Source organism: Arthrobacter sp. B2a2-09 (assembly GCF_027587375.1).
Classification (GTDB): Bacteria; Actinomycetota; Actinomycetes; order Actinomycetales; family Micrococcaceae; genus Arthrobacter.
Genome location: NZ_JAMXIC010000001.1, coordinates 24,136 through 43,459 on the forward strand (window position 1 = coordinate 24,136; position 19,324 = coordinate 43,459).

Below are 19,324 nucleotides of genomic sequence, written 5' to 3' on the forward strand. Positions count from 1 at the left end.
GGCTAGCCGTGACAGACTACCGAAATGAGCGTTGAAAATGATCGACTCGCCGGCAGTTCCGGTGCGGGCAACCCATGGCGTTTGTGGGGTCCCTATCTGTCTGCCCGCCAGTGGGGAACCGTCCGGGAGGATTATTCCGCTGACGGGGACGCCTGGAACTACTTTCCTTTTGATCAGTCCCATGCCCGGGCATATCGCTGGGGTGAGGATGGTCTGGGCGGCTTCTGTGACATTGACGGGTATCTGAACTTTTCCGTCGCCATGTGGAACGGGCATGATGACCGGCTGAAGGAACGGTTGTTCGGGCTCACCAACGGGCAGGGCAACCACGGCGAGGACGTCAAGGAATATTGGTGGCCGGTGGACGCCACTCCCTCGCATTCCTTTGGCGAGTGGCTTTACCGCTACCCGCAGCGGGCGTTTCCATACGAGCGATTGATCCGTGAGAACGCGGGGCGGTCCCGGCAGGAACCAGAATTCGAACTCGCGGATACCGGTATGTTGGCTGAGGACCGCTTCTTCGACGTCGCTGTCTGCCATGCCAAAGCGGCCCCGGATGACGTGCTCGTTACCATCACCGCGACCAATCATGGCCCTGAGGCAGCGCCCCTGGACCTTCTGCCCCAGTTGTGGTTCACCAATACCTGGGCGTGGGGCCGGGACGGGCGGAAACCCGTTCTGAAACTGCCCTCAGACCCCGATTTCCCCGTTTTCGGCCCGGTTCGGGTAGAGGCCGCGCATCACGCGCTCGGCGGGTATGTTCTGGCAGGGGAAACAGCGGCCGGCCCCGACGGTCCGGTCGTACCCAGGGTGCTGTTCTGCGATAACGAGACGGACGATGTGACCCTTTTCGGCACGCAGTCGAACGCCTCCCGGTACCCCAAGGACGGGATCAACAAGGCTGTCGTCCACCGCGAAGTCGACGCTACCAACCCGGAGAACACCGGCACGAAAACCGCTCTCTGGTACCACTTCGACGCCGTGCCCGCCGGCGGTTCCGTTTCGGTGAATCTCCGACTGCGCTCCGGATCGATGCCGGAGGACGCCTTCGGGCAGGAATTTGACGGTCTCCTTGCCACCCGGCGCAAAGAAGCAGACGAGTTCTATGCTGCCGTCATCCCGTCCGGCACACCAGCCGTCGACGCCCACATCGCGCGGCGCGCGTTCGCCGGACTGCTGTGGGGCAAACAGTTGTACCGCTATGCGGTGGAGCAGTGGCTCGAAGGGGACCCCGCCCAGCCGGCACCCCCGGCCGAGCGTCGGAACAGGACAGACACGCCGTCACCGCGGAACCTCACCTGGCCCGGGCTGGAACTCGCCCACGTGATTTCCATGCCCGACGAATGGGAATATCCGTGGTTCGCAGCCTGGGACCTGGCCTTCCACTGCGTCCCCCTGGCCCATATTGACCCGGTGTTTGCCAAGGACCAGCTGATGTTGCTCTGCCGGGAATACGCCATGCACCCGAACGGCCAGCTCCCGGCCTACGAATGGGCCCTCGGGGACGTCAACCCGCCCGTCCAGGCCTGGGCCGCGTGGCAGGTCTACCAGCTCGACGGCGGCCGGGACACGGACTTCCTGATCCGGATATTCACCAAACTGCTGCTGAATTTTTCCTGGTGGATCAACCGCAAGGACGCCGATGGCAACCACATCTTTGAGGGAGGCTTTCTCGGGATGGACAACATCGGCCTCTTCGACCGGTCCGCGCCCCTGGCGCCCGGCTACCGGCTCGAGCAATCGGACGCGACGAGTTGGATGGCGTTTTACTGCCTGGCCATGATGCGGATCGCGCTGGAACTGGCCAGGACAGATCCCGTGTGGGAAGAAATGGCCATCACGTTCCTGGACCGCTTCTCCGCGATAGCCCAGGCTATGGAAAACTTCGGCAGCCACAACGCCGAGCTCTGGGATGATGAGGACGGCTTCTTCTACGATGTGTTGATACATCCCGACGGGTCATCCGAACAGCTTCGGATCCGGTCCATGGTGGGACTGCTCCCTTTGCTGGCCGTCTGCGTGATCCCCGAACACTCACTTGTCGGCATGCGGGGCTTCCGGCAGAAACTTCACGTCCTTCAGGGGCACACGGCGGGCGGCGAGCCGCCCGCAACCCCGGGGAGCGGGTCGGAGGCCGCCGTCGGGCATGAAGCCGGGACCTGCGCCGAGTGCCTCCCGGCCGCGGGGGGCCAGGTCCTTTCCCTTCTGAAGAATGATCAGACCGGGCGGCTCTTGCGGTTCATGCTCGACGATGGCGAGTTTCTCGCTCCTCATGGACTGCGCGCGCTCTCGGCTGCGTACAGGGTGCCTTTCAGCACCGAGGTCAATGGCCAGCAGATGAGCATTCACTACACCCCGGGGGAGTCTGACTCGGCACTCTTCGGCGGGAATTCGAACTGGCGCGGCCCCATCTGGTTCCCCATCAATGTGCTGCTGGCCGATGCCCTCAAGATTCTGGCCCAGCGTGCCGGTTGCGGCCTTGGGGCCGAGGTCGAGTTCCCGACAGGATCCTCGCAGCTGCTGCCGCTGTCCGCGGTCGCGGACGCCCTCAACGACCGGTTGGTGTCACTTTTCCGCCCCGGACCGGATAACCGCAGGCCTGGCACACCGCGCGATTTCGGCATGGGTCCACTCTGGGACATTCATCCGACTTTCTCCGAATACTTCCACGGTGACACCGGCGCCGGTCTCGGCGCCTCGCACCAGACCGGCTGGACCGCCTTGGTCGCCCATCTCATTTGCGTCCAGCAGGACTAGGTACGATGAGCCCTGCATCGCCCGTCATCGTCCGTATCGCCGAACGCATCCCCTAACCGGTCACCGCAGGGGTGACTTGGTCGTGCGCAGATAACGAATGATTGCTGTACGGCAGGAAACCGTGCCTACTGGCCTGTGGTCCGAGGTCTGGGCCACGCATGCCCCGCACCGCAGCCGGCAATCCTGGCACGTCCGTCCGCGGTTGGGCTCGTTTCCCGGCGCTGTTGCGGCAGGATGTGGTTTATGTCTATTGATGTCGAAGCGGTGCGCAGGCAGACCCGTGGTGTCTTGAGCGTGACTCATTTGAACAACGCGGGAAGTTCGCTGGTCCCGGGTTCTGTGATGGACACCGTGGTGGGTCATTTACGCCGTGAGGAGGAGATCGGCGGCTATGAGGCGGCCGAGGAGGCTGCTGTTCGGCTGGACGAGGTCTACTCCTCGGTGGCGCGGCTGGTCGGGGCGGCCCCGGACGAGATAGCCCTGGCTGAAAGCGGCAGCCGCGCCTGGGCGGCGGCGGTGTACAGCTTCCCCTTCGTCCCCGGGACGCGAGTGCTGATCGGACGGACCGAGTATGCCGGCAATGTCGTTGCGCTGCGGCAGCTTGCCCTTCGCAACGGCTTGGAGATTGCGGTGCTCGACGACGATCCCGACGGGCTGGTTGACGTGCAGCACCTGCAGCGGGAGCTTGAGCGCGGAAATGTGGCCATGGTCGCCTTGACACATGTGCCCATGGCCAACGGTCTGGTCAATCCAGCCGCTGAGGTGGGCAAACGCTGCCGCGCTGCCGGAGTGATGTTTGTGCTCGACGCGTGTCAGTCGGTGGGGCAGATGCCCTTGGACGTGCAGTCGTTGGGCTGCGATGTGCTGGCCGGTACAGGGCGGAAGTTCCTGCGCGGGCCGCGCGGCACCGCGTTCCTCTATGTGCGCGCGTCGGTTCTTGAACGGCTTGAACCTGCCATGCTGGACGGGCATTCCGCGGTTCCGACCGGCGCCGGGGGTCTTGAAGTTCGCGGCGATGCCCGGCGTTTCGAGAGCTGGGAGACCAGTGCCGCCGGAAGGCTGGGTCTGGGAAGGGCAGTCGATTACGCCCTCGCGCTGGGGCTGGATGCCGTGCAGGAGCGTGTGGCCGGGCTTGCGGAGGAAATGCGGGCCGAACTGGCCGAAGTTCCCGGGGTCATTGTCCACGACCGCGGGATCATCCGGTGCGGCATAGTCACGTTTTCAGTGCAGGGAAGCGACGCCCGGAACATCAGGAGCCGGCTCGCGGAGCACCGGGTCAATGTCTCCGTGGCCCCGTCGCCGTTCGCCTGGGCCTACTCCATCCCCACGGGAACTCGACAGGGGGAGGACATGGTCGTGCGGGCCTCGGTGCACTACTACAACACCCACACTGAGGTCCAGCGACTGGTCAGCTTCCTTCGCTGAACGTCCTGGAATACCTAGCGGTGTGCGTCCACCGGCCTGCCTAGACGGCTTCGGCCAGGGTCATCGCAAAACGGTTCTCTCGGTCGGTCCACTGCCCGACGGCGGAGAACCCGGCTGCCTCTACTTCTTCGATCACGCCGTCAAGGCGGAACTTGGCCGAAATCTCCGTTCGCAGTTCCTCTCCTTCGTGGAACCGGACTTCCATGTCCACCCCGGGCAGGTGCACCAGCATTGGCCTGCTGGCGCGTAGCCGCATCTCGATCCATTCATCCTGGGGCTTCCACACGGCCACGTGTTCAAAGGCCATCACGTCGAAATCAGCGCCCAGCTCCGTGTTGAGGACCCGCAGCACGTTGCGGTTGAAGTCGGCGGTGACACCCTCCGCGTCGGCGTAGGCCGGGACAAGCACGTGTGGTGACTTCACCAGATCGGTGCCGACCAGCAGCGATCCGCCGTCATCGCCCAGCAACTCGCGGACGTCGGCGAGGAATCGGGCTCTGGCCGCTGGCTCAAAATTGCCGATGGTGCCGCCCAGGAACGCGACCATGCGGCGTCCTGCCCGTGGCAGCAGGTGCAGCTGGGTCTCGAAGTCCGCGGCCACGGCCTGCAGTTCAAGGTCGGGAAAGGCGGGAGCCAATTCGTTTCGGGCATCCAGCAGTGCGCTGTCGCTGACATCCACGGCCACGTAGCGGCGAAGGGATCCCTCCGCCCTGAGCGCGTTGAGCAGCAGCGGGGTTTTCCGGGAAGATCCGGACCCGAGCTCTATCAGTGTCTCCGCAGGGCTCGCGGCCGCCATCTCTGCCGAGTAGAGCTCGAGCACCTCACGCTCGGCCCGGGTCGGGTAGTACTCCGGCAGGCCTGTGATGCGCTCAAACAGTTCGCTGCCCAGCTTGTCATAGAACCATTTGGGCGGAAGCGTTTTCGGCGACGCGGTGAGCCCTGCGCGCACATCGGCGCGAAGGCTGCGCCCTAGATGGTCCGGAGGCAGGTGGTGAATGATGTCGGGGCGGGCTGAGAGGCTCATGGGACCACCTGTTCCTTCGTGAGGTTCGGAATCGGACGTACGTCTACATGGCTTGCTGTGGCGGTCAGAAGGCTGTTGTCCGGCACCTCATGCCAGCCGGGGCCATCGTCGAAGGGTTCACTGGCCACCACGACACTCCCACGTCCGTTTCGCCAAAAAAGGGTGTCCCCCGCCGTCGTGGCCGCGATCCCCGTGCCGTCGGTGAGCAGAAAGTTCAGTGTGGCGCCGGTGACGGCAGCGACACTGCTGACGACCTGCCCCAGTGCATCCGGGGCGGATTCCCCCGCGGCGAGCTGTTCCAGGACCAGGGCCCAGAGCAGGGCAGAGTCGACCTGGGCTTCAAGGGCCAGCAGGCGGGCCGTCGGAAGCGAAGCGGCCAGACCCTCCAAGGCATCCGGCCATCCCTCGACGCGGCCGTTGTGGCTGAAGAGCCAGGGCCCTTGCGTAAAAGGAGCAGCAGCTGATTCCGCCTGCGGCATCCCCGGCGACGCGGACCGGACGGCCGCGAGCACTCCCCGGCTCGTGGTAACCCTGGCGACATCAGCGAATGACGGGTCCGCCCAGATCGGGATGGCGCGGCGGTAGCGGGCAGGCAGAGGATCCCCCGGGGCATACCATCCGACGCCGAAACCATCAGCGTTTACTGTCCCGTTACGCTGACGCCGGGGCGCCCAAGACTGCGTCAACAGTCCATGGCCGGGGGTGAGCAGCAGCTCCGCAAGCGGCAGCGGGGATCCGATATATGCGAGATGCCGACACACGGGCTAACGCACCATGGTCTGTGAGGCGTCGCGCGCCGTGCGGAACCCGGCAAAGATTTGCCGCCGCACCGGGTAATCCCAATTCCGGAATGTCCCCCGGCACGCGGCTGGATCCACTGCCCAGGAGCCTCCGCGTAGCACCTTGTAGTCAGGCCCGAAAAATACCTCGCTGTATTCCTGATAGGGGAATGCGTTGAATCCGGGGTAGGGGCGGAAGTCACTGGAGACCCATTCCCAGACATCACCGATGAGCTGGCGCACGCCCAGCGGTGAGGCACCACCCGGGTAGGAACCGGCGGGGGACGGCCGGAGAGCGGATCCGCCAAGGTTCGCGTGATGGGGTGCAGGATCTTCATCTCCCCACGGGTAGCGCCGCGAACGCCCGGACCGGGGATCATGACGCGCGGCTTTTTCCCACTCCGCCTCCGTCGGAAGCCGTCGCCCGGCCCAGCGGGCGTACGCGTCCGCTTCGAACCAGCAAACGTGCTGCACCGGCTCGTCTTCCGGCACCAGTTCAACGACGCCGAACCTGGTCCTGATCCACCGGTCACCGTTGCGTTCCCAATATTTGGGTGCCACCAGGCCGGCTTCCCTGACATGGGCCCATCCCTGGGCGGTCCACCAGCGGGGGTTCCGGTAGCCGCCGTCGTCGATGAAAGACCAGTAGGCGCCGTTGGTCACCGGAATCGTGTCGATCCAGTAGCCGGGCACATCAACCTCATGGGCTGGACGTTCGTTGTCCAGGGCCCAGGGCTCAGCAGAAGTCCCCATTATGAACGGCCCTGCAGGTACCAGCACCTCCTTCGCGAAGGAGTCCCGGCCCGTGGGCAGGACGCTTGCCGGCAATGCCCGGGCCTGCAGGACGGGCACACCCACGCGGAGCTGATGCGTGGCCAGCATCGTCTCGTCGTGCTGCTGCTCGTGCTGGATGATCATTCCGAAGGCGAAGCCCCGATCCACCAGAGGCGAGCCTTCCAAAGGGGTCCGGTCAAGGATGTCGAGCGCTTTGGTGCGGACCTCGGCAATGTATTTTCGGGCCTCTACCGGCGAGAGCAACGGCAACGAGGGCCGGGCGCTGCGCGGATGCTGGAACGCGTCGTACATCTGGTCGAGGTCGCACCGCAATGGCTCCATTTTGCCGACGTCGCGCACTAGCCAGATTTCCTCCTGGCTGCCGACATGCGCCAGGTCCCATACCAACGGTGACATCAGTGGTGAGTGCTGCTTCAGCAGATCCTCTTCGTCGCACGCAGTCAGCGCATGCGTCCGCATCCGGGCCCTTTCCAATCCGGCGGCTATGAAAGCCCTGAGATTCTCGGGGTCGGTGTCGGATCCGTGAGGGTTATCTGGCATTTTTGCAATCCTCCTCGTACGCTGACGTTCCAAAATAGCTGCCGGTTTTTTGCCACCGGTCGAGCCGTTCGTCCGCAGGGCACCGGCCCCGTGCCGTATAGCGGTCGACGAATTCTTCCGTCCGGCTGCGTGTGGCGGCGTCCGCCCCCGAACGGGACAATGCCATCAGAGCGGCTTCGGCGCAGTCGAGGGCCGCCGAGGCGAGCAGGGGATCCGCCAGCCCGTGGCGGGCGGCCGTCCTGACCGGATCGGACAGGGGAGCAAGAGGGGCGCAGGCCTCCGCGGCGAGGTCGGCTGCGCGTTGATCGTCCATGAGAGCGGTCACGATGGCCGTGACCGGCTCCCAATCGCTGCCGGCCTGTGCGTCGATCACCCTGATCTCCACAAACCCCCGTGGCCGGACAGGAGGGAACAATGTTGTCAGGTGGTAGGCCAGGTCACCCATCGTGGCGGGCCTCGGCCCTTCCCCGCGCAGCCAGTTCCGCATCGTCAGCCCGCGCGGGGCCGTCCAGGAATCCGTCTCCGAGCGGATGCAGAGCACCAGTGCGTCCAGCGCGTAGCCTGCCCAAGCCACGCGGGGGTCCCCGGCGAGAGGGACCGCGGCGGTCCGGGTCGGGTCCATGGCCAGCCAGATCCGCTGTCGGTTGCTCTTCCAGCCGCTGGGGACCCCCTGAAGAAACGGGGAATTGGCAAACATGGCAACCAGTACCGGCAGGAGATTGTGCAGCCGCTCCCAACGTCGCGCAGCACCGCTGGATCCAGGACTGTCGAATCCGGCGTCCAGTGAAATCTGCAGAGAGGCCGTGGAACACATCATCGTTCGTCCTGCGGTGCCGAAACGGTCGAAATGTTGCTCCATGGCGGCGTACCGCGGATGATCCAGTGACCGGACAGGCAGCCTATCAGGGTCCAGTGCCACTGCGCCGAAGCAAAGGCCGGCGTCCGTCAGCAGACTCTCAACGGCCGCAAGGTCTGCGCGGGTCGCCGTGACGAGGGCCGGAAGATCCGTCGCACAGGCAGAACTTATCTCCAGCTGACCGCCCGGCTCAAAGGTGATCACTCCCTGACCAGGCAACCGTCCGCCCGCCGCCACGGCCTCGCTGACCCGTGCAACCGGAACCGGAAACCTGGGGTTCGCGGCATCGTGGACCAACCGCTCGACCTCCACCCCGGCAGCACCGGGCGGCCCGGTCTTGAAGCACACCGAGGCAACATAGACCTCGGCATCGGACTCGGAGAGCGGCCCCGTGTCGCGCCCGGGCTGCAAAGCAGAGTTCACAGCACACCATGTCCTTCCGCAGCGGCCATCTTTAGCGGCAAGCTAAACAGCCCCCTTTCTGCCTTGTCAACGGCCCGGCCACTTGCAAGCACGTCCACAGGGCGCTGGGATGTCGACCCCAGCATCGGCAAGGGCAGCCAGTCCGCGATGGAGACTCTCGTGGAGAGAACCACCAACTACACGATGCTCGGTCACCTGCCGGATGGATACAAGCAGAACAAATGCGGGACTCCGTGGCAGCCAAGATCAAGACCGGCAGCGGCAGCATCCTCTTGACCAATATACCCCCAGGGGGTATATTTCTGGTGTTGTCAGTGAAGTGGTATGTCCAGGCAGGCGCAGCGCGCTGCCGTCACAGCCGTTCAACCCCAGCACCCATCGACCCCTTCGTTTACGGAATGGAACTGACATGTGTGGAACGGAATCCCGGACCCTGCTGCCCCTGGCCTCCTCTGCGTCCGGCTTCAGCTGCTGCTCGAGCGAAACCCCGACACGATCTGCCGCTGGCGCAAGCACCGAATACGGTGTGGAGGGACTCACTTGCGGGCACTGCGTGCAGACGGTCCAGGACGCCGTCACGGCAGTGGAGGGCGTGGACTCGGCCTCCGTTGCCCTCGTTGCGGGAGGTGTCTCGCGCCTGTTCGTCTCCGGCTCCCCGGCCGACGCGGCCGTGCGTGGGGCCGTCACCGCTGCCGGGTACGCCCTGAGCACCCGCTGATCCGGATCTGCCGGCTGCGCCGCGGGATTCGCCTCTCCGGCCGGCCCGGATCCTCCCGAGGAGGAACCCATGGAAAACCACACCGATCACACCAACAACCCCGCCCCGGACGAAGCGTCCGGGCACGGCACGCACGGAGCTCGCGCACAGGGAGCATCGACGGCCACCGATCCGGAGCACCACACCCATCACGAAAACCACGGCGCGCAGGATGACCAGGTGGTGCACAGCCACGGCCAACATGCCGGCCACAGCACGGCCATGTTCAAGAACAGGTTCTGGCTGACCCTGGCCTTGTCCGTCCCGGTGGTGTTCTTCTCCCCGATGTTCGGACACCTGCTGGGTTACATGGTCCCGGACTTTCCCGGCTCCGCGTGGATCCCTCCTATCCTGGGCACCGTGATCTTCCTTTACGGCGGCCAGCCGTTCCTGAAGGGCGGCCTGGACGAGCTGCGGACCCGGCAGCCGGGCATGATGCTGCTGATCGGCATGGCCATCAGCGTCGCGTTCGCCGCCTCCTGGGTCACGAGCCTAGGCATCGGCGGATTCGACCTGGACTTCTGGTGGGAACTGGCTCTGCTGGTCGCCATCATGCTGCTGGGGCACTGGATCGAGATGCGGGCCCTCGGCTCCGCCCGTGGCGCACTGGACGCCCTGGCAGCCCTGCTGCCCGATGAGGCCGAACGCATCACCGACACCGGGACAGAGACCGTCGGCGTCTCGGCACTCATGACCGGGGACAGGATACTGGTCCGTTCCGGTGCCCGGATGCCCGCCGACGGCACAATCATCGACGGTGCGGCCGAGTTCGACGAATCCATGATCACCGGTGAGTCCAGGACCGTTCCCCGCACGGTCGGGGACCCGGTCATCGCCGGCACCGTGGCCACGGACAATACCGTCAGGGTCCGCGTCACCGCCGTCGGAGATGACACCGCCCTGGCCGGAATCCAGCGCTTGGTCGCCGAAGCCCAGGCGTCGTCCTCGAAGGCGCAGGCCCTGGCCGACCGCGCCGCGGCTTTCCTGTTCTACTTCGCCGCCGGCGCCGGCGTCATCACCTTCATCGCCTGGACTCTGCTGGGCAGTGTCACCGAGGCCGTGACCCGCACCGTCACCGTCCTGGTGATCGCCTGCCCGCACGCCCTGGGCCTGGCCATCCCGCTGGTGATTGCGATCTCCACCGAACAGGCTGCCCGGGCAGGGGTACTGATCAAGAGCCGCATGGCCCTGGAACGTATGCGCACCGTCGACGTCGTCCTGTTCGACAAGACCGGGACCCTGACCAGGGGAGAACCCGAACTTAAGGATGTCGCCGGTGTCGACGGCGTCGGCAGGGATGAACTGTTGGCCCTGGCGGCGGCCGTGGAATCCGACAGCGAACACCCCGTCGCACGGGCCGTCGTCAATGCCGCTCAAGCTCAAGGGCTCGACATTCCACAGGCCACCGGTTTCACATCCCTGACCGGCAGGGGCGTCCGCGCCACCCTCGACGGCAGGACCGTCCAGGTCGGCGGCCCCGCCCTCCTGAAAGAAATCGGACTCGAGGCACCCCCCGCCCTGGCCCTCTCCACTCGGGAGTGGATGGACCGCGGCGCGGCCGTGCTCCACGTCGTGGACGGGAACCGGATCCTGGGTGCCATGAGCCTGGAAGACGCCGTGCGCCCGGAATCGCGTCAGGCCGTCTCCGCCCTGCGGCACCGGGGCATCAAAGTCGCCATGATCACCGGCGACGCCCGCCAGGTTGCCCGGGCCGTGGCCGCGGAGCTGAACATCGATGAGGTCTTCGCCGAAGTCCTTCCGGCCGATAAAGACAAGAAGGTCGCCGAACTCCAAAGCAGGGGGATGAAAGTGGCGATGGTCGGCGACGGAGTCAACGACTCCCCGGCCCTGGCCCGCGCGGAGGTCGGCATCGCGATCGGTGCCGGCACCGACGTGGCCATGGAATCCGCCGGGGTGGTCCTGGCCGGCAACGACCCCCGGGCCGTGCTCTCGATGGTGGACCTGTCCCGGGCCAGCTACCGGAAAATGTGGCAGAACCTGATATGGGCCACCGGCTACAACGTCATCTCCGTGCCGCTGGCTGCCGGTGTACTTGCCTTCGCCGGCGTCGTGCTCTCCCCGGCAGCGGGCGCGGTCCTGATGTCCGTTTCCACCATCGTGGTGGCCTTGAACGCGCAATTGCTGCGACGGGTGAAACTGAACCCGTCCCAGGTGCGTTGAACCCCTCGGACTCCCCGGTGAAAGCCGGTGAGTCCGGGCCGGTACCCTTGGTATGCACCGCCAGACCCGATGAAGAACACCCCGCACGGAAGGAGGAACGCCATGACGGCCACCACATCCGGCACCATTTCGTCGTTCCTGCGATGGGCAGGGCTGGTCCTCGGGATGCTGGCCATCATCGCCGGGATCCTCGGCATGCATGTCATGACCGGATCCCATACCATGCACGCAGCGGCTGCCGCCGGCGCCGGCGCAGGCGCAGGCATGGCGCACACAGCGGAGCCAGGCGACGCCGGCCACAGCCACCTTGGCGCGCCAGGCGCGGTGCCCGCTGCGGCAACACCTGGCAACACGGACACGGCCTCATGCCCCGATCCCGGTCCGTGCCCGTCGGCGGCCTCCATGGGCGGTGTCTGTATCCCGGCCCCCGGCCCGGCCCCGCTCGCGGCGCCGCCGCCTGGGTCCGCGCCGTTCGCGCTCCAGCCCGGTCCAGGCCTGTCCGTCACCTTTGGCGGGTACCCCTATCGTCCGGGAAGTCCTTCCCCGGGCGAACTCTCCATCAGTCGCACGTAGACCGGCGGTCCTGCGTGCCGGGTCCTGCCCGGTGCCACGTCCCATCCCTGACACGCCCGCCCGCCGGAGCCACCGGCGTGCCTCTGCGGTGCGCGTCACCTGCCGACGGCGCCCCGCGCCCAACGATGACCTAGAAGGACCCTGATTTCCATGAAGAAGTTTCTGACCATTTCCGCTGCCGGAATCGCCGCCGCCCTCGCCTTGGCCGGCTGCTCCACAGGGACCGGCCCCAGCATGCCCGGCATGACCCACGACAGCACCGCCACGGCCTCAAGTTCCGCCCCGGTTGCCGCGGGGGACCACAACTCAGACGACACCATGTTCGCCCAGGCGATGATCCCGCACCACGCCCAGGCCGTTCTGATGAGCGACATGATCCTCACCAAGCAGAACATTCCCGCTGCGGTGACGGCCCTGGCCACCAAGATCAAAGCCGCCCAAGCCCCGGAGATCGCAAAAATGACCGCCTGGCTTAAGGATTGGAACGAAACAGCCACCATGTCCGCCGGGCACAGCATGACGGGCATGATGGGCGCAGACGACATGACAAACCTTGACGCCGCCCAGGGCACGGAAGCAGCCAAACTTTTCCTGACCCAGATGATTGCCCACCACCAAGGCGCCATCACCATGGCCAAGACCGAAGCAACGGCAGGGAAGAACACCGAGGCGCTCGGCCTCGCCCACAGCATCGCGACCTCACAGGAAGCGGAAATCCAGGACATGAACAACATGCTGGCCGGACTCTAGCCCGCGGACCACTCTTGTGCCGGTCCCACACCCGGGACCGGCACAAGATTCCCTTTTCCCTCCCCGCAACTTGGAGCAAGCCATGCCCTCTCTTCCAACCACCCGCCTACGCTTGACGGTCGTCATGGCCGCGGCCATCGCCCTCGTTCTGACCGTCTCCGCCTGCGCCGCGGCCTCGTCCGCCCCGGGCACCGCTTCAGCTTCTACCAACGCGGTGACCGGGCTGCCCGGCGCCCATATCCATGGGCTGAGCGTCAACGGTCAAACTGGCCAGATACTCCTGTCCACCCACGAAGGCCTGTTCGACGTGTCCAAAAAGCCGGCTGTCAAAATCGGACCCACCAACGACCTCATGGGATTCACCGCCACCACGGACCCGGGCGTGTTCTACGCCTCCGGCCACCCCGGACAAGACTCCACCCTGCCCAACCCCGTCGGACTGATCAAGACCACGGACGGCGGCAAGACCTGGGAACAGCTCTCCCGCCAGGGCGAATCCGACTTCCACGCCCTCACCACCACCAAATCCGGGATCGCGGCCTACGACGGAACCATCCGGACCAGCCACGACGGAACAACATGGAAATCATCCGGCGCCACGTTCATGCCGGCAGTCCTGGCCGGGACCCCTCAAAGCGACACCGTTCTGGCGACCACCAACGAAGGCATCCAGCGCTCCACCGACGGCGGCATCACGTGGGCGCTGAACCCCTCGGCACCGGTGATCCAGTACGCAGCGTTCGCCAGCGCCAAAGAAGCCATCGGCGTCGCACCCGATGGCACCGTGTACTACTCCCCGGATGCCGGAATCACTTGGAAACGCACCGGCAAGATCGACGGCCAGGTCCAGGCCCTCGCCGCGACCGAAGGCGCGGACGGCAACCCGTGGATCTGGGCGGCCACAACCACCGGTGTTGTGGTATCAACCGACGGCGGAGCCACAATCCGGCCCTCCGACGCGGACTGAACACAGCTGCCGGAACATGGCGGAGAAAGCAACGAACGAAATCGCCTGGGCCGGAATCGTGTGGAGTCCGGACCTGGTGCGCCTGTCAGGATCGTAGGCGCAGGCTGTCGAGAGTTAGTTGGACGAGTCTTCCCACGGCTGCCTTCGAGGGTGACTCGGCCGCTGCCGCGAGGGCGTGCAGGCAGAAGCTTGCGAGTTCCCCGGGAGCCACGTCGTCACGGATGGCACCGGTTTCGGCCGCCCGGCGGATCACGCCGCTGACGAACTCGAGCTGTGTTTGCCGGGCACCCTCGTGGTGCATGATGGCGGCCATCGGGGATCCGTGATGCTCATACGTCATCGCGGCGTGGATGTGCAGCACAGCCTCCAGCTGATGGCCGGCGTCGCCTCCGGAATGTGTGACGGCGGCAAGGTGTTCGAGGTGGCCGGCAAGCTGGCGGTCGTGCTGGGCTCGCAGTATTGATTCGACGTTCGGAAAATACTTATACAGGGTCGCCCGCCCGATGCCCGCTTCCTGGGCGATCTGGGACATTGTCACCGACAGCATTCCGTGCTTGGCCACCAGGGTGGCTGCGGTGTCCAGGATCGCTTCCTGCACCGCTCCGCGGTGCTCCTCGATCGTCTCGTTCCATAGCTTCGGCACGATCCCAGTGTACGAGACGACGATTGCATGACACCATGTCGTGATTGAGACATAGTGTCTCGATAAAGTGGGTTCGCCGCTGCAAACAGCGCATGGCAGAACAGGACAGCGCCATGACCGACCCCTCCCGTGATCGCGGTTTCACAGAAGATCCCGACGCGAAGGCGAAGCCCGGCCGCAGATCCGCCGCCCCAACGCCGCGCTGGGTGAAAGTGTTCGGGATCATCGCCGTCGCTTTGGTGCTGATCTTTGTCTTCAACCATCTTGCCGGAGGCGGCATGGGAGGCCATACGCCGTGACGGCCATGTCACCCCGCCTGCGCAAACTTGCCCTCACGGCCCACGTCACCTTTTCGCTCGGATGGTTCGGCGCCGTCGCCGCATTCCTGGCTCTCGCAGTCGCCGGACTTGCCAGTACGGATGCCGGCCTGGCCCGAGCCGCTTATATCGGAATGGGGGTAACCGGCTGGTTTGCCATCGTCCCCTTTGCGCTGGCCTCCCTGATCACCGGGATTGTCTCGTCCCTGGGCACCGTCTGGGGTCTGTTCCGGCACTACTGGGTGCTGATAAAACTGCTGATAACCGCTCTGGCCACCGGCGTCCTGCTCGTACACATGGGGCCGATCAGCGGCCTCGCTGCCACGGCAGCTGTAAAAAGCATGTCCGCCGCCGGATTCCAGGGCCTCAGAATCCAGGTCGTCGTTCAAGCCGGATTGGCTCTGCTGGTTTTGCTCCTTGCCACAGCCTTGTCCGTGTACAAGCCGCGCGGCTTGACCGGCTACGGGCAGCGGACACAGCGCAGAACTCCACCGGCGATCGATCTCAACCATACAAAATAGAAACCCGACCCCAGGAGGAAAATCCCATGACCGGATCCAGCAACCCAACCGACTCGGTTGCCGGGATGCTTGCCGCTCTTGCCCACATCGATGGAGCGGACTTTCATGGCATCGACACAGCCCTCCGGAAGGAATCGCCGATCATCGACGAATTCTGGTCAAGCCGCGTACGGGCCGCACAGATCGCAGCCGCGTCCATCCCCTGGCCGGAGGAACTCGAAGAGCACGCGAAATCCCTCGGCGCCGCCGCAGACCGACTGGGCGCGGCGCTCAGCGGGGGCGAGGTGAAGACCGCGGCAGCTGCTGCAAAAGAAGCCCACAAGGCCTGGCATACCCTGAACACCCCTGCCTGGAACTATCTCGCAGAGACTGCAGGCATCCAGATCAGCGGGGGCGCGCACGAACATCGCCACCAGCACTAGTCGGCAGGGCGCGCCGTCGTGTCCTCGCCGGGCATCGCGTCAATCCGAAGACGACTTGACGCGACGCCCAAGCCTGAGCCTGTCCCGCCATCGGCGGTCCCGGCAAGGGCAGCCGGATCGCTGTCGATCGCATCCGGTGTCTTTGTGGCAATGGGCCGGAATAGCATGGCTCCATGACGGTTCCTGGCATGCCCGTCCACGAAAAACTGCTCCGGACGGTGCTGGCCATCGCGATCCTCGGGGGCCCGCTGGGGTATCTCATCGGCGGGCTGCTCGCCCCGGCCATCCACATCTCCGGGTCCTCAACCATTGATGCCAACACGGCAGTTGATCCGACCGCAAACAACGCGCATCTGGCGGCGTTCGTTCTCGCGTCCTTCCTTCTGGGCGATGGCCGCAAGCAGCCCGCTGACTATCGCCGCGTTTGCTTTCCACGGCGGCGGACGCACCGCCGTCGGCGTCGGCGCGTTGACCTTGTTGCTGCTCGGTAGCCTGCCCGCAGCCCGGGCCATGATCGCTCCGCAGGTCAGGGGCCTTTGACCCTCTGACTGTGCACAAATCAGCTTTTTGTGGGCCCCTTCGGAGGCCTTTTGTTGATCGCCGTCGGTGTGGCGGGTGCCTCTTTCCGCGGGTTGGGCGACGGTTCTGGCCTTCTTGCTTCTTAACGGCGGGGGACCCCTCGAACTACATGACCTGACGGAGATCCGGGCAGCGGGGGTGGGCCCAACCTCACCGGCACTACACTGGGATCACCCGGGCCGAGGCACTGTGACCGGCTGTCGAGGGAGGTCCGTGATGGCAGGTCCATTGCTCGAGACCAAACTGCACGTCCCCGGGCCACGACGCGCGCTTGTGACGCGCCCCAGGCTCAGCGACCGTCTGAGCCAGGCCGCCGGGCAAACGCTGATCCTTGTCTCAGCCCCCGCCGGCTTCGGGAAAACGACGGTGCTGACCGAGTGGTTGGCAGAAGCCCCTTCCAATGGCCGATCGGTCGCCTGGCTCTCGCTCGACCAGCGGGACAACGATCCCACGCTGTTCTGGACCTACCTCGTAGCCGCGCTGGACAAGGCATTGAACGGTCTCGGCGCCAAGGCACTCATAACATTCCGGTCCCCGCAATCGAGCACCGAAGACTTCCTGACCACTCTGATCAACGAGTTGCAGGCCGTCCCGAACAGATTTGTCTTGGTGCTCGACGATTACCACATCATCGAGAATCAGGACGTGCAGGAGGGGCTAGCCTTTCTCGTCGAGCACCTGCCCGCGCAGCTACAACTGGTCATCGTGGGCCGTGCCGATCCAGCGTTGCCACTCCCGCGACTCAGAGCACGTAGCAGGCTCCTCGAGATCCGTGCCGCTGATCTCCGCTTCACCCCGGAGGAAGCTTCCGCCTACTTCAACGGCGTGATGGGACTGAGTCTCACCGCCCAGGATATCGCCGCCCTCGAAGGTCGGGCCGAGGGTTGGATCGCCGCGCTCCAATTGGCGGCGCTCTCGATGCAGGGAAGGGACGACGTCGCCGGCTTCATCGCAGGCTTCGCGGGTGATGACCGCTACATCGTCGATTACCTCGTGGAAGAGGTACTTCAGCGCCAGCCCGACGACGTCCGGAACTTCCTGCTCCAGACCTCCATCCTGAACCGGCTCAACGGTCCGCTCTGCGACGCCGTGACCGGCCAAAACACCGGAAAAGCAATGCTTGGGTCGCTCGATCGAGGGAACCTGTTCGTGGTTCCGCTCGACGACCGCCGCTGGTGGTACCGCTATCACCACCTCTTCGCCGACGTGCTGCGGGCGCGACTCATGGACGAGCAGCCGGGCCGCATTAACGAACTGCATGAGCGCGCAAGCCTCTGGCACGTACAAAACGGCGACATTCCGGAAGCTATCCGCCATGCCATAGCCGGCAAGGACTACAAGCGGGCCGCGGACCTGATCGAGCTTGCGATCCCTACCATGCGCAAGGACCGCCAGGAAGCCACGCTGAGCCGCTGGCTCGAAGCGTTCCCCGGCGAACTGATACACGCGCGGCCCGGGCTGAGCGTTGCCTACGCCGGGGCGCTCCTCGCGAGCGGCGAGCTCACCGGCGTCGACGCCCGCCTCGAGGAGGCAGAGCAGAGGGTAGGTACGACGGCGGAAGGCGGCGACGGCGGGAACCTGACCAGTTCGATCGCGATCTACCGTGCCGCGCAGGCGCTCGCGGTCGGGGACACCGCTGGGGCAATGACGCACGCGACTACCGCGCTCGGCCTTGTCGGGAATGACGATCATCTTGAGCGCGGAGCGGCTTCCGGGCTGTTGGCGCTCGGCCATTGGACGAACGGCGAACTCAGCGAAGCGCACGGCCTGTGGTCCGACTCTTATTCCCACCTTGAAAGGGCCGGGCACCACTCGGACATGCTCGGTTGCTCTATCGCTTTGGCCGACATCCGGATTACCCAAGGCCGGCTCCGCGACGCAATGGCCATCTATGAGCGGGGTCTCAAGGTCGCGGGCAGGCACCCGGCGCGGGTGCTCCGTGGAACGGCCGACATGCACGTAGGAATGAGCATGCTCCTTCTTGAACGCGGCGAACTTGAAGTCGCAAGGCAGCACCTGCTGACCAGCCAGAAGCTCGGCGAAGATGCCGCCCTGCCCCAAAACCCGTATCGCTCGCGGGTTGCGATGGCCCGGATCGTCCAAGCGGAAGGGGACATGGGCGGCGCGCTTGAGCAGCTCGACGAGGCAGAGCGCCTCTACGTCGGCGACTTCTTTCCCGAGGTACATCCGGTCGCGGCCGTGCGGGCGCGGATGTGGATCTCGCACGGACGGACGTCCGACGCTCTCCGCTGGGCGCGTGAGCGCGGGATTTCCGCCGAAGGTGAGCTCTCTTACCTGAACGAGTTCGAGCACATCACGTTGGCCAGGGCACTCCTCGCCCAGCACGGGGCGGACCCGTCGGAGGACACTGTCGAACACGCGATCGTGCTGCTTGACCGTCTCCTTCGGGCCGCGGAAGAAGGTGGCAGGACGGGGACCGTCGTCGAACTTCTGGTTCTTATGGCACTAGCTCACGAAAAGGAAGCGGACGACGGCGGGGCACGGGCAGCGCTGAAACGCGCGGTAGCGCTCGCCGAACCGGAGGGCTACATTCCAGTGTTCGTCGATGAGGGTGACGCTATGGCCAATTTGCTGGAAGCGCTAGCGAAGCAGGGGAGCGACTCGGCCTACATAGACCGGCTCTTGGAGTCGTTCGGGACGGAAACCCACGAGACCGAGGCCCAAGGTGCTCAGCGCCGCGGTACTCGAGACCAAAGCACCCCAGCACTGCAACGCTTACTTGAGCCCCTGAGCGAACGCGAACTGCAAGTGCTTCGGCTTCTTTCCTCGGAGTTGGACGGCCCGGACATCGCGCGCGATTTGGGCGTCTCCCTCAACACCCTTCGGACACACACCAAGAACATCTACGCCAAGCTCGGCGTGAAAAACCGCCGCTCGGCCGTCCGCCGGGCCGAAGAGCTGGATCTCTTGTCGCGAAGCCGCGACGAGCGTTAATCCAGGCCGAAGCGGTTCGCCCGGCACTTCTTCCGAAAAGATCACCACATCAATCACCAG

The 19,324-nt window shown here is 65.3% G+C and carries 18 protein-coding genes and 1 pseudogene; 13 read left to right on the forward strand and 6 right to left on the reverse strand.

From position 1 onward, the window contains the following. Positions 1-24 precede the first annotated feature (24 nt). Together NFJ07_RS00105 and NFJ07_RS00110 are read left to right on the forward strand one after the other, a co-directional pair. Complete coding sequence (locus NFJ07_RS00105) at positions 25-2,757, forward strand: MGH1-like glycoside hydrolase domain-containing protein (protein WP_269991619.1); 2,733 nt, start codon at positions 25-27, stop codon at positions 2,755-2,757. Between the two features lie 243 nt (positions 2,758-3,000). Then, positions 3,001-4,182, forward strand: coding sequence for an aminotransferase class V-fold PLP-dependent enzyme (locus NFJ07_RS00110; RefSeq protein ID WP_269991621.1), 1,182 nt, complete (start codon positions 3,001-3,003; stop codon positions 4,180-4,182). Positions 4,183-4,222: 40 nt separating this feature from the next. On the opposite strand, the gene egtD is transcribed toward NFJ07_RS00110, so the two are convergent. From egtD to egtA, 4 genes are read right to left on the reverse strand one after another with little or no spacing between them, the layout of a single operon-like run. Then, entirely contained in the window at positions 4,223-5,206 is a 984-nt protein-coding gene (gene egtD / locus NFJ07_RS00115) for an L-histidine N(alpha)-methyltransferase (protein ID WP_269991622.1), read from the reverse strand. Further along, positions 5,203-5,967 carry an ergothioneine biosynthesis protein EgtC gene (gene egtC / locus NFJ07_RS00120; protein WP_269991624.1) on the reverse strand — a complete coding sequence of 255 codons (765 nt, stop codon included), beginning with the start codon at positions 5,965-5,967 and terminating at the stop codon, positions 5,203-5,205. The genes egtD and egtC overlap by 4 nt, the downstream gene beginning before the upstream one ends. A 3-nt stretch (positions 5,968-5,970) precedes the next feature. Further along, the gene (gene egtB, locus NFJ07_RS00125) at positions 5,971-7,320 is read right to left on the reverse strand and encodes an ergothioneine biosynthesis protein EgtB (RefSeq protein ID WP_269991626.1); all 1,350 of its coding nucleotides are present in this window, start codon (positions 7,318-7,320) and stop codon (positions 5,971-5,973) included. Further along, positions 7,310-8,599, reverse strand: coding sequence for an ergothioneine biosynthesis glutamate--cysteine ligase EgtA (gene egtA, locus NFJ07_RS00130; protein ID WP_269991627.1), 1,290 nt, complete (start codon positions 8,597-8,599; stop codon positions 7,310-7,312). The genes egtB and egtA overlap by 11 nt, the downstream gene beginning before the upstream one ends. Positions 8,600-8,713: 114 nt before the next feature. Here egtA and NFJ07_RS00135 point away from each other — a divergent pair. The 6 genes and pseudogenes from NFJ07_RS00135 to NFJ07_RS00160 all read left to right on the forward strand — a co-directional run. Beyond that, positions 8,714-8,853, forward strand: a pseudogene (locus NFJ07_RS00135) (IS30 family transposase); the annotation flags it as partial. A gap of 155 nt (positions 8,854-9,008) precedes the next feature. Next, positions 9,009-9,317, forward strand: coding sequence for a heavy-metal-associated domain-containing protein (locus NFJ07_RS00140; RefSeq protein ID WP_269991628.1), 309 nt, complete (start codon positions 9,009-9,011; stop codon positions 9,315-9,317). A 69-nt stretch (positions 9,318-9,386) separates the two neighbouring features. Continuing rightward, positions 9,387-11,537, forward strand: coding sequence for a copper-translocating P-type ATPase (locus NFJ07_RS00145; protein ID WP_269991629.1), 2,151 nt, complete (start codon positions 9,387-9,389; stop codon positions 11,535-11,537). A gap of 102 nt (positions 11,538-11,639) precedes the next feature. Then, a complete protein-coding gene (locus tag NFJ07_RS00150) occupies positions 11,640-12,110 on the forward strand; it encodes a hypothetical protein (protein ID WP_269991630.1) in 471 nt (156 codons plus the stop codon). Positions 12,111-12,260: 150 nt separating this feature from the next. Continuing rightward, positions 12,261-12,860, forward strand: coding sequence for a DUF305 domain-containing protein (locus NFJ07_RS00155; RefSeq protein ID WP_269991631.1), 600 nt, complete (start codon positions 12,261-12,263; stop codon positions 12,858-12,860). 82 nt (positions 12,861-12,942) lie between these two features. Continuing rightward, the gene (locus NFJ07_RS00160) at positions 12,943-13,827 is read left to right on the forward strand and encodes a F510_1955 family glycosylhydrolase (protein WP_269991632.1); all 885 of its coding nucleotides are present in this window, start codon (positions 12,943-12,945) and stop codon (positions 13,825-13,827) included. Between the two features lie 85 nt (positions 13,828-13,912). Here the strand turns inward: NFJ07_RS00160 and NFJ07_RS00165 are convergent, their stop codons facing one another. Continuing rightward, positions 13,913-14,470 carry a TetR/AcrR family transcriptional regulator gene (locus NFJ07_RS00165; RefSeq protein WP_269991633.1) on the reverse strand — a complete coding sequence of 186 codons (558 nt, stop codon included), beginning with the start codon at positions 14,468-14,470 and terminating at the stop codon, positions 13,913-13,915. A 92-nt stretch (positions 14,471-14,562) separates the two neighbouring features. Here NFJ07_RS00165 and NFJ07_RS00170 point away from each other — a divergent pair, with 92 nt between their 5' ends. From NFJ07_RS00170 to NFJ07_RS00180, 3 genes are read left to right on the forward strand one after another with little or no spacing between them, the layout of a single operon-like run. Then, positions 14,563-14,769 carry a hypothetical protein gene (locus tag NFJ07_RS00170; protein ID WP_269991634.1) on the forward strand — a complete coding sequence of 69 codons (207 nt, stop codon included), beginning with the start codon at positions 14,563-14,565 and terminating at the stop codon, positions 14,767-14,769. Continuing rightward, complete coding sequence (locus NFJ07_RS00175; RefSeq protein WP_442865258.1) at positions 14,766-15,308, forward strand: DUF2269 domain-containing protein; 543 nt, start codon at positions 14,766-14,768, stop codon at positions 15,306-15,308. The genes NFJ07_RS00170 and NFJ07_RS00175 overlap by 4 nt, the downstream gene beginning before the upstream one ends. Before the next feature lie 26 nt (positions 15,309-15,334). Beyond that, a complete protein-coding gene (locus tag NFJ07_RS00180) occupies positions 15,335-15,730 on the forward strand; it encodes a hypothetical protein (protein WP_269991635.1) in 396 nt (131 codons plus the stop codon). On the opposite strand, the gene NFJ07_RS00185 is transcribed toward NFJ07_RS00180, so the two are convergent. Beyond that, complete coding sequence (locus NFJ07_RS00185; RefSeq protein ID WP_269991636.1) at positions 15,727-15,897, reverse strand: hypothetical protein; 171 nt, start codon at positions 15,895-15,897, stop codon at positions 15,727-15,729. The genes NFJ07_RS00180 and NFJ07_RS00185 overlap by 4 nt on opposite strands. 6 nt (positions 15,898-15,903) lie before the next feature. Here NFJ07_RS00185 and NFJ07_RS00190 point away from each other — a divergent pair, with 6 nt between their 5' ends. Beyond that, on the forward strand, positions 15,904-16,221 hold the full coding sequence (locus tag NFJ07_RS00190; RefSeq protein WP_269991637.1) for a hypothetical protein: 318 nt from the start codon (positions 15,904-15,906) through the stop codon (positions 16,219-16,221). Positions 16,222-16,525: 304 nt separating this feature from the next. After that, a complete protein-coding gene (locus NFJ07_RS00195; protein WP_269991638.1) occupies positions 16,526-19,264 on the forward strand; it encodes a LuxR C-terminal-related transcriptional regulator in 2,739 nt (912 codons plus the stop codon). The last annotated feature ends 60 nt before the right edge of the window (positions 19,265-19,324 follow it).

Coding starts and splice junctions, on each gene's coding strand:
- NFJ07_RS00180 (WP_269991635.1), top strand. CDS start 15,335: ATGACCGGATCCAGCAACCCAACCGACTCGGTTGCCGGGATGCTTGCC.
- NFJ07_RS00145 (WP_269991629.1), top strand. CDS start 9,387: ATGGAAAACCACACCGATCACACCAACAACCCCGCCCCGGACGAAGCG.
- NFJ07_RS00110 (WP_269991621.1), top strand. CDS start 3,001: ATGTCTATTGATGTCGAAGCGGTGCGCAGGCAGACCCGTGGTGTCTTG.
- NFJ07_RS00140 (WP_269991628.1), top strand. CDS start 9,009: ATGTGTGGAACGGAATCCCGGACCCTGCTGCCCCTGGCCTCCTCTGCG.
- NFJ07_RS00195 (WP_269991638.1), top strand. CDS start 16,526: ATGGCAGGTCCATTGCTCGAGACCAAACTGCACGTCCCCGGGCCACGA.
- NFJ07_RS00170 (WP_269991634.1), top strand. CDS start 14,563: ATGGCAGAACAGGACAGCGCCATGACCGACCCCTCCCGTGATCGCGGT.
- NFJ07_RS00150 (WP_269991630.1), top strand. CDS start 11,640: ATGACGGCCACCACATCCGGCACCATTTCGTCGTTCCTGCGATGGGCA.
- NFJ07_RS00190 (WP_269991637.1), top strand. CDS start 15,904: ATGACGGTTCCTGGCATGCCCGTCCACGAAAAACTGCTCCGGACGGTG.
- NFJ07_RS00185 (WP_269991636.1), bottom strand. CDS start 15,897: ATGCTATTCCGGCCCATTGCCACAAAGACACCGGATGCGATCGACAGC.
- egtD (WP_269991622.1), bottom strand. CDS start 5,206: ATGAGCCTCTCAGCCCGCCCCGACATCATTCACCACCTGCCTCCGGAC.
- NFJ07_RS00105 (WP_269991619.1), top strand. CDS start 25: ATGAGCGTTGAAAATGATCGACTCGCCGGCAGTTCCGGTGCGGGCAAC.
- NFJ07_RS00155 (WP_269991631.1), top strand. CDS start 12,261: ATGAAGAAGTTTCTGACCATTTCCGCTGCCGGAATCGCCGCCGCCCTC.
- egtB (WP_269991626.1), bottom strand. CDS start 7,320: ATGCCAGATAACCCTCACGGATCCGACACCGACCCCGAGAATCTCAGG.
- NFJ07_RS00160 (WP_269991632.1), top strand. CDS start 12,943: ATGCCCTCTCTTCCAACCACCCGCCTACGCTTGACGGTCGTCATGGCC.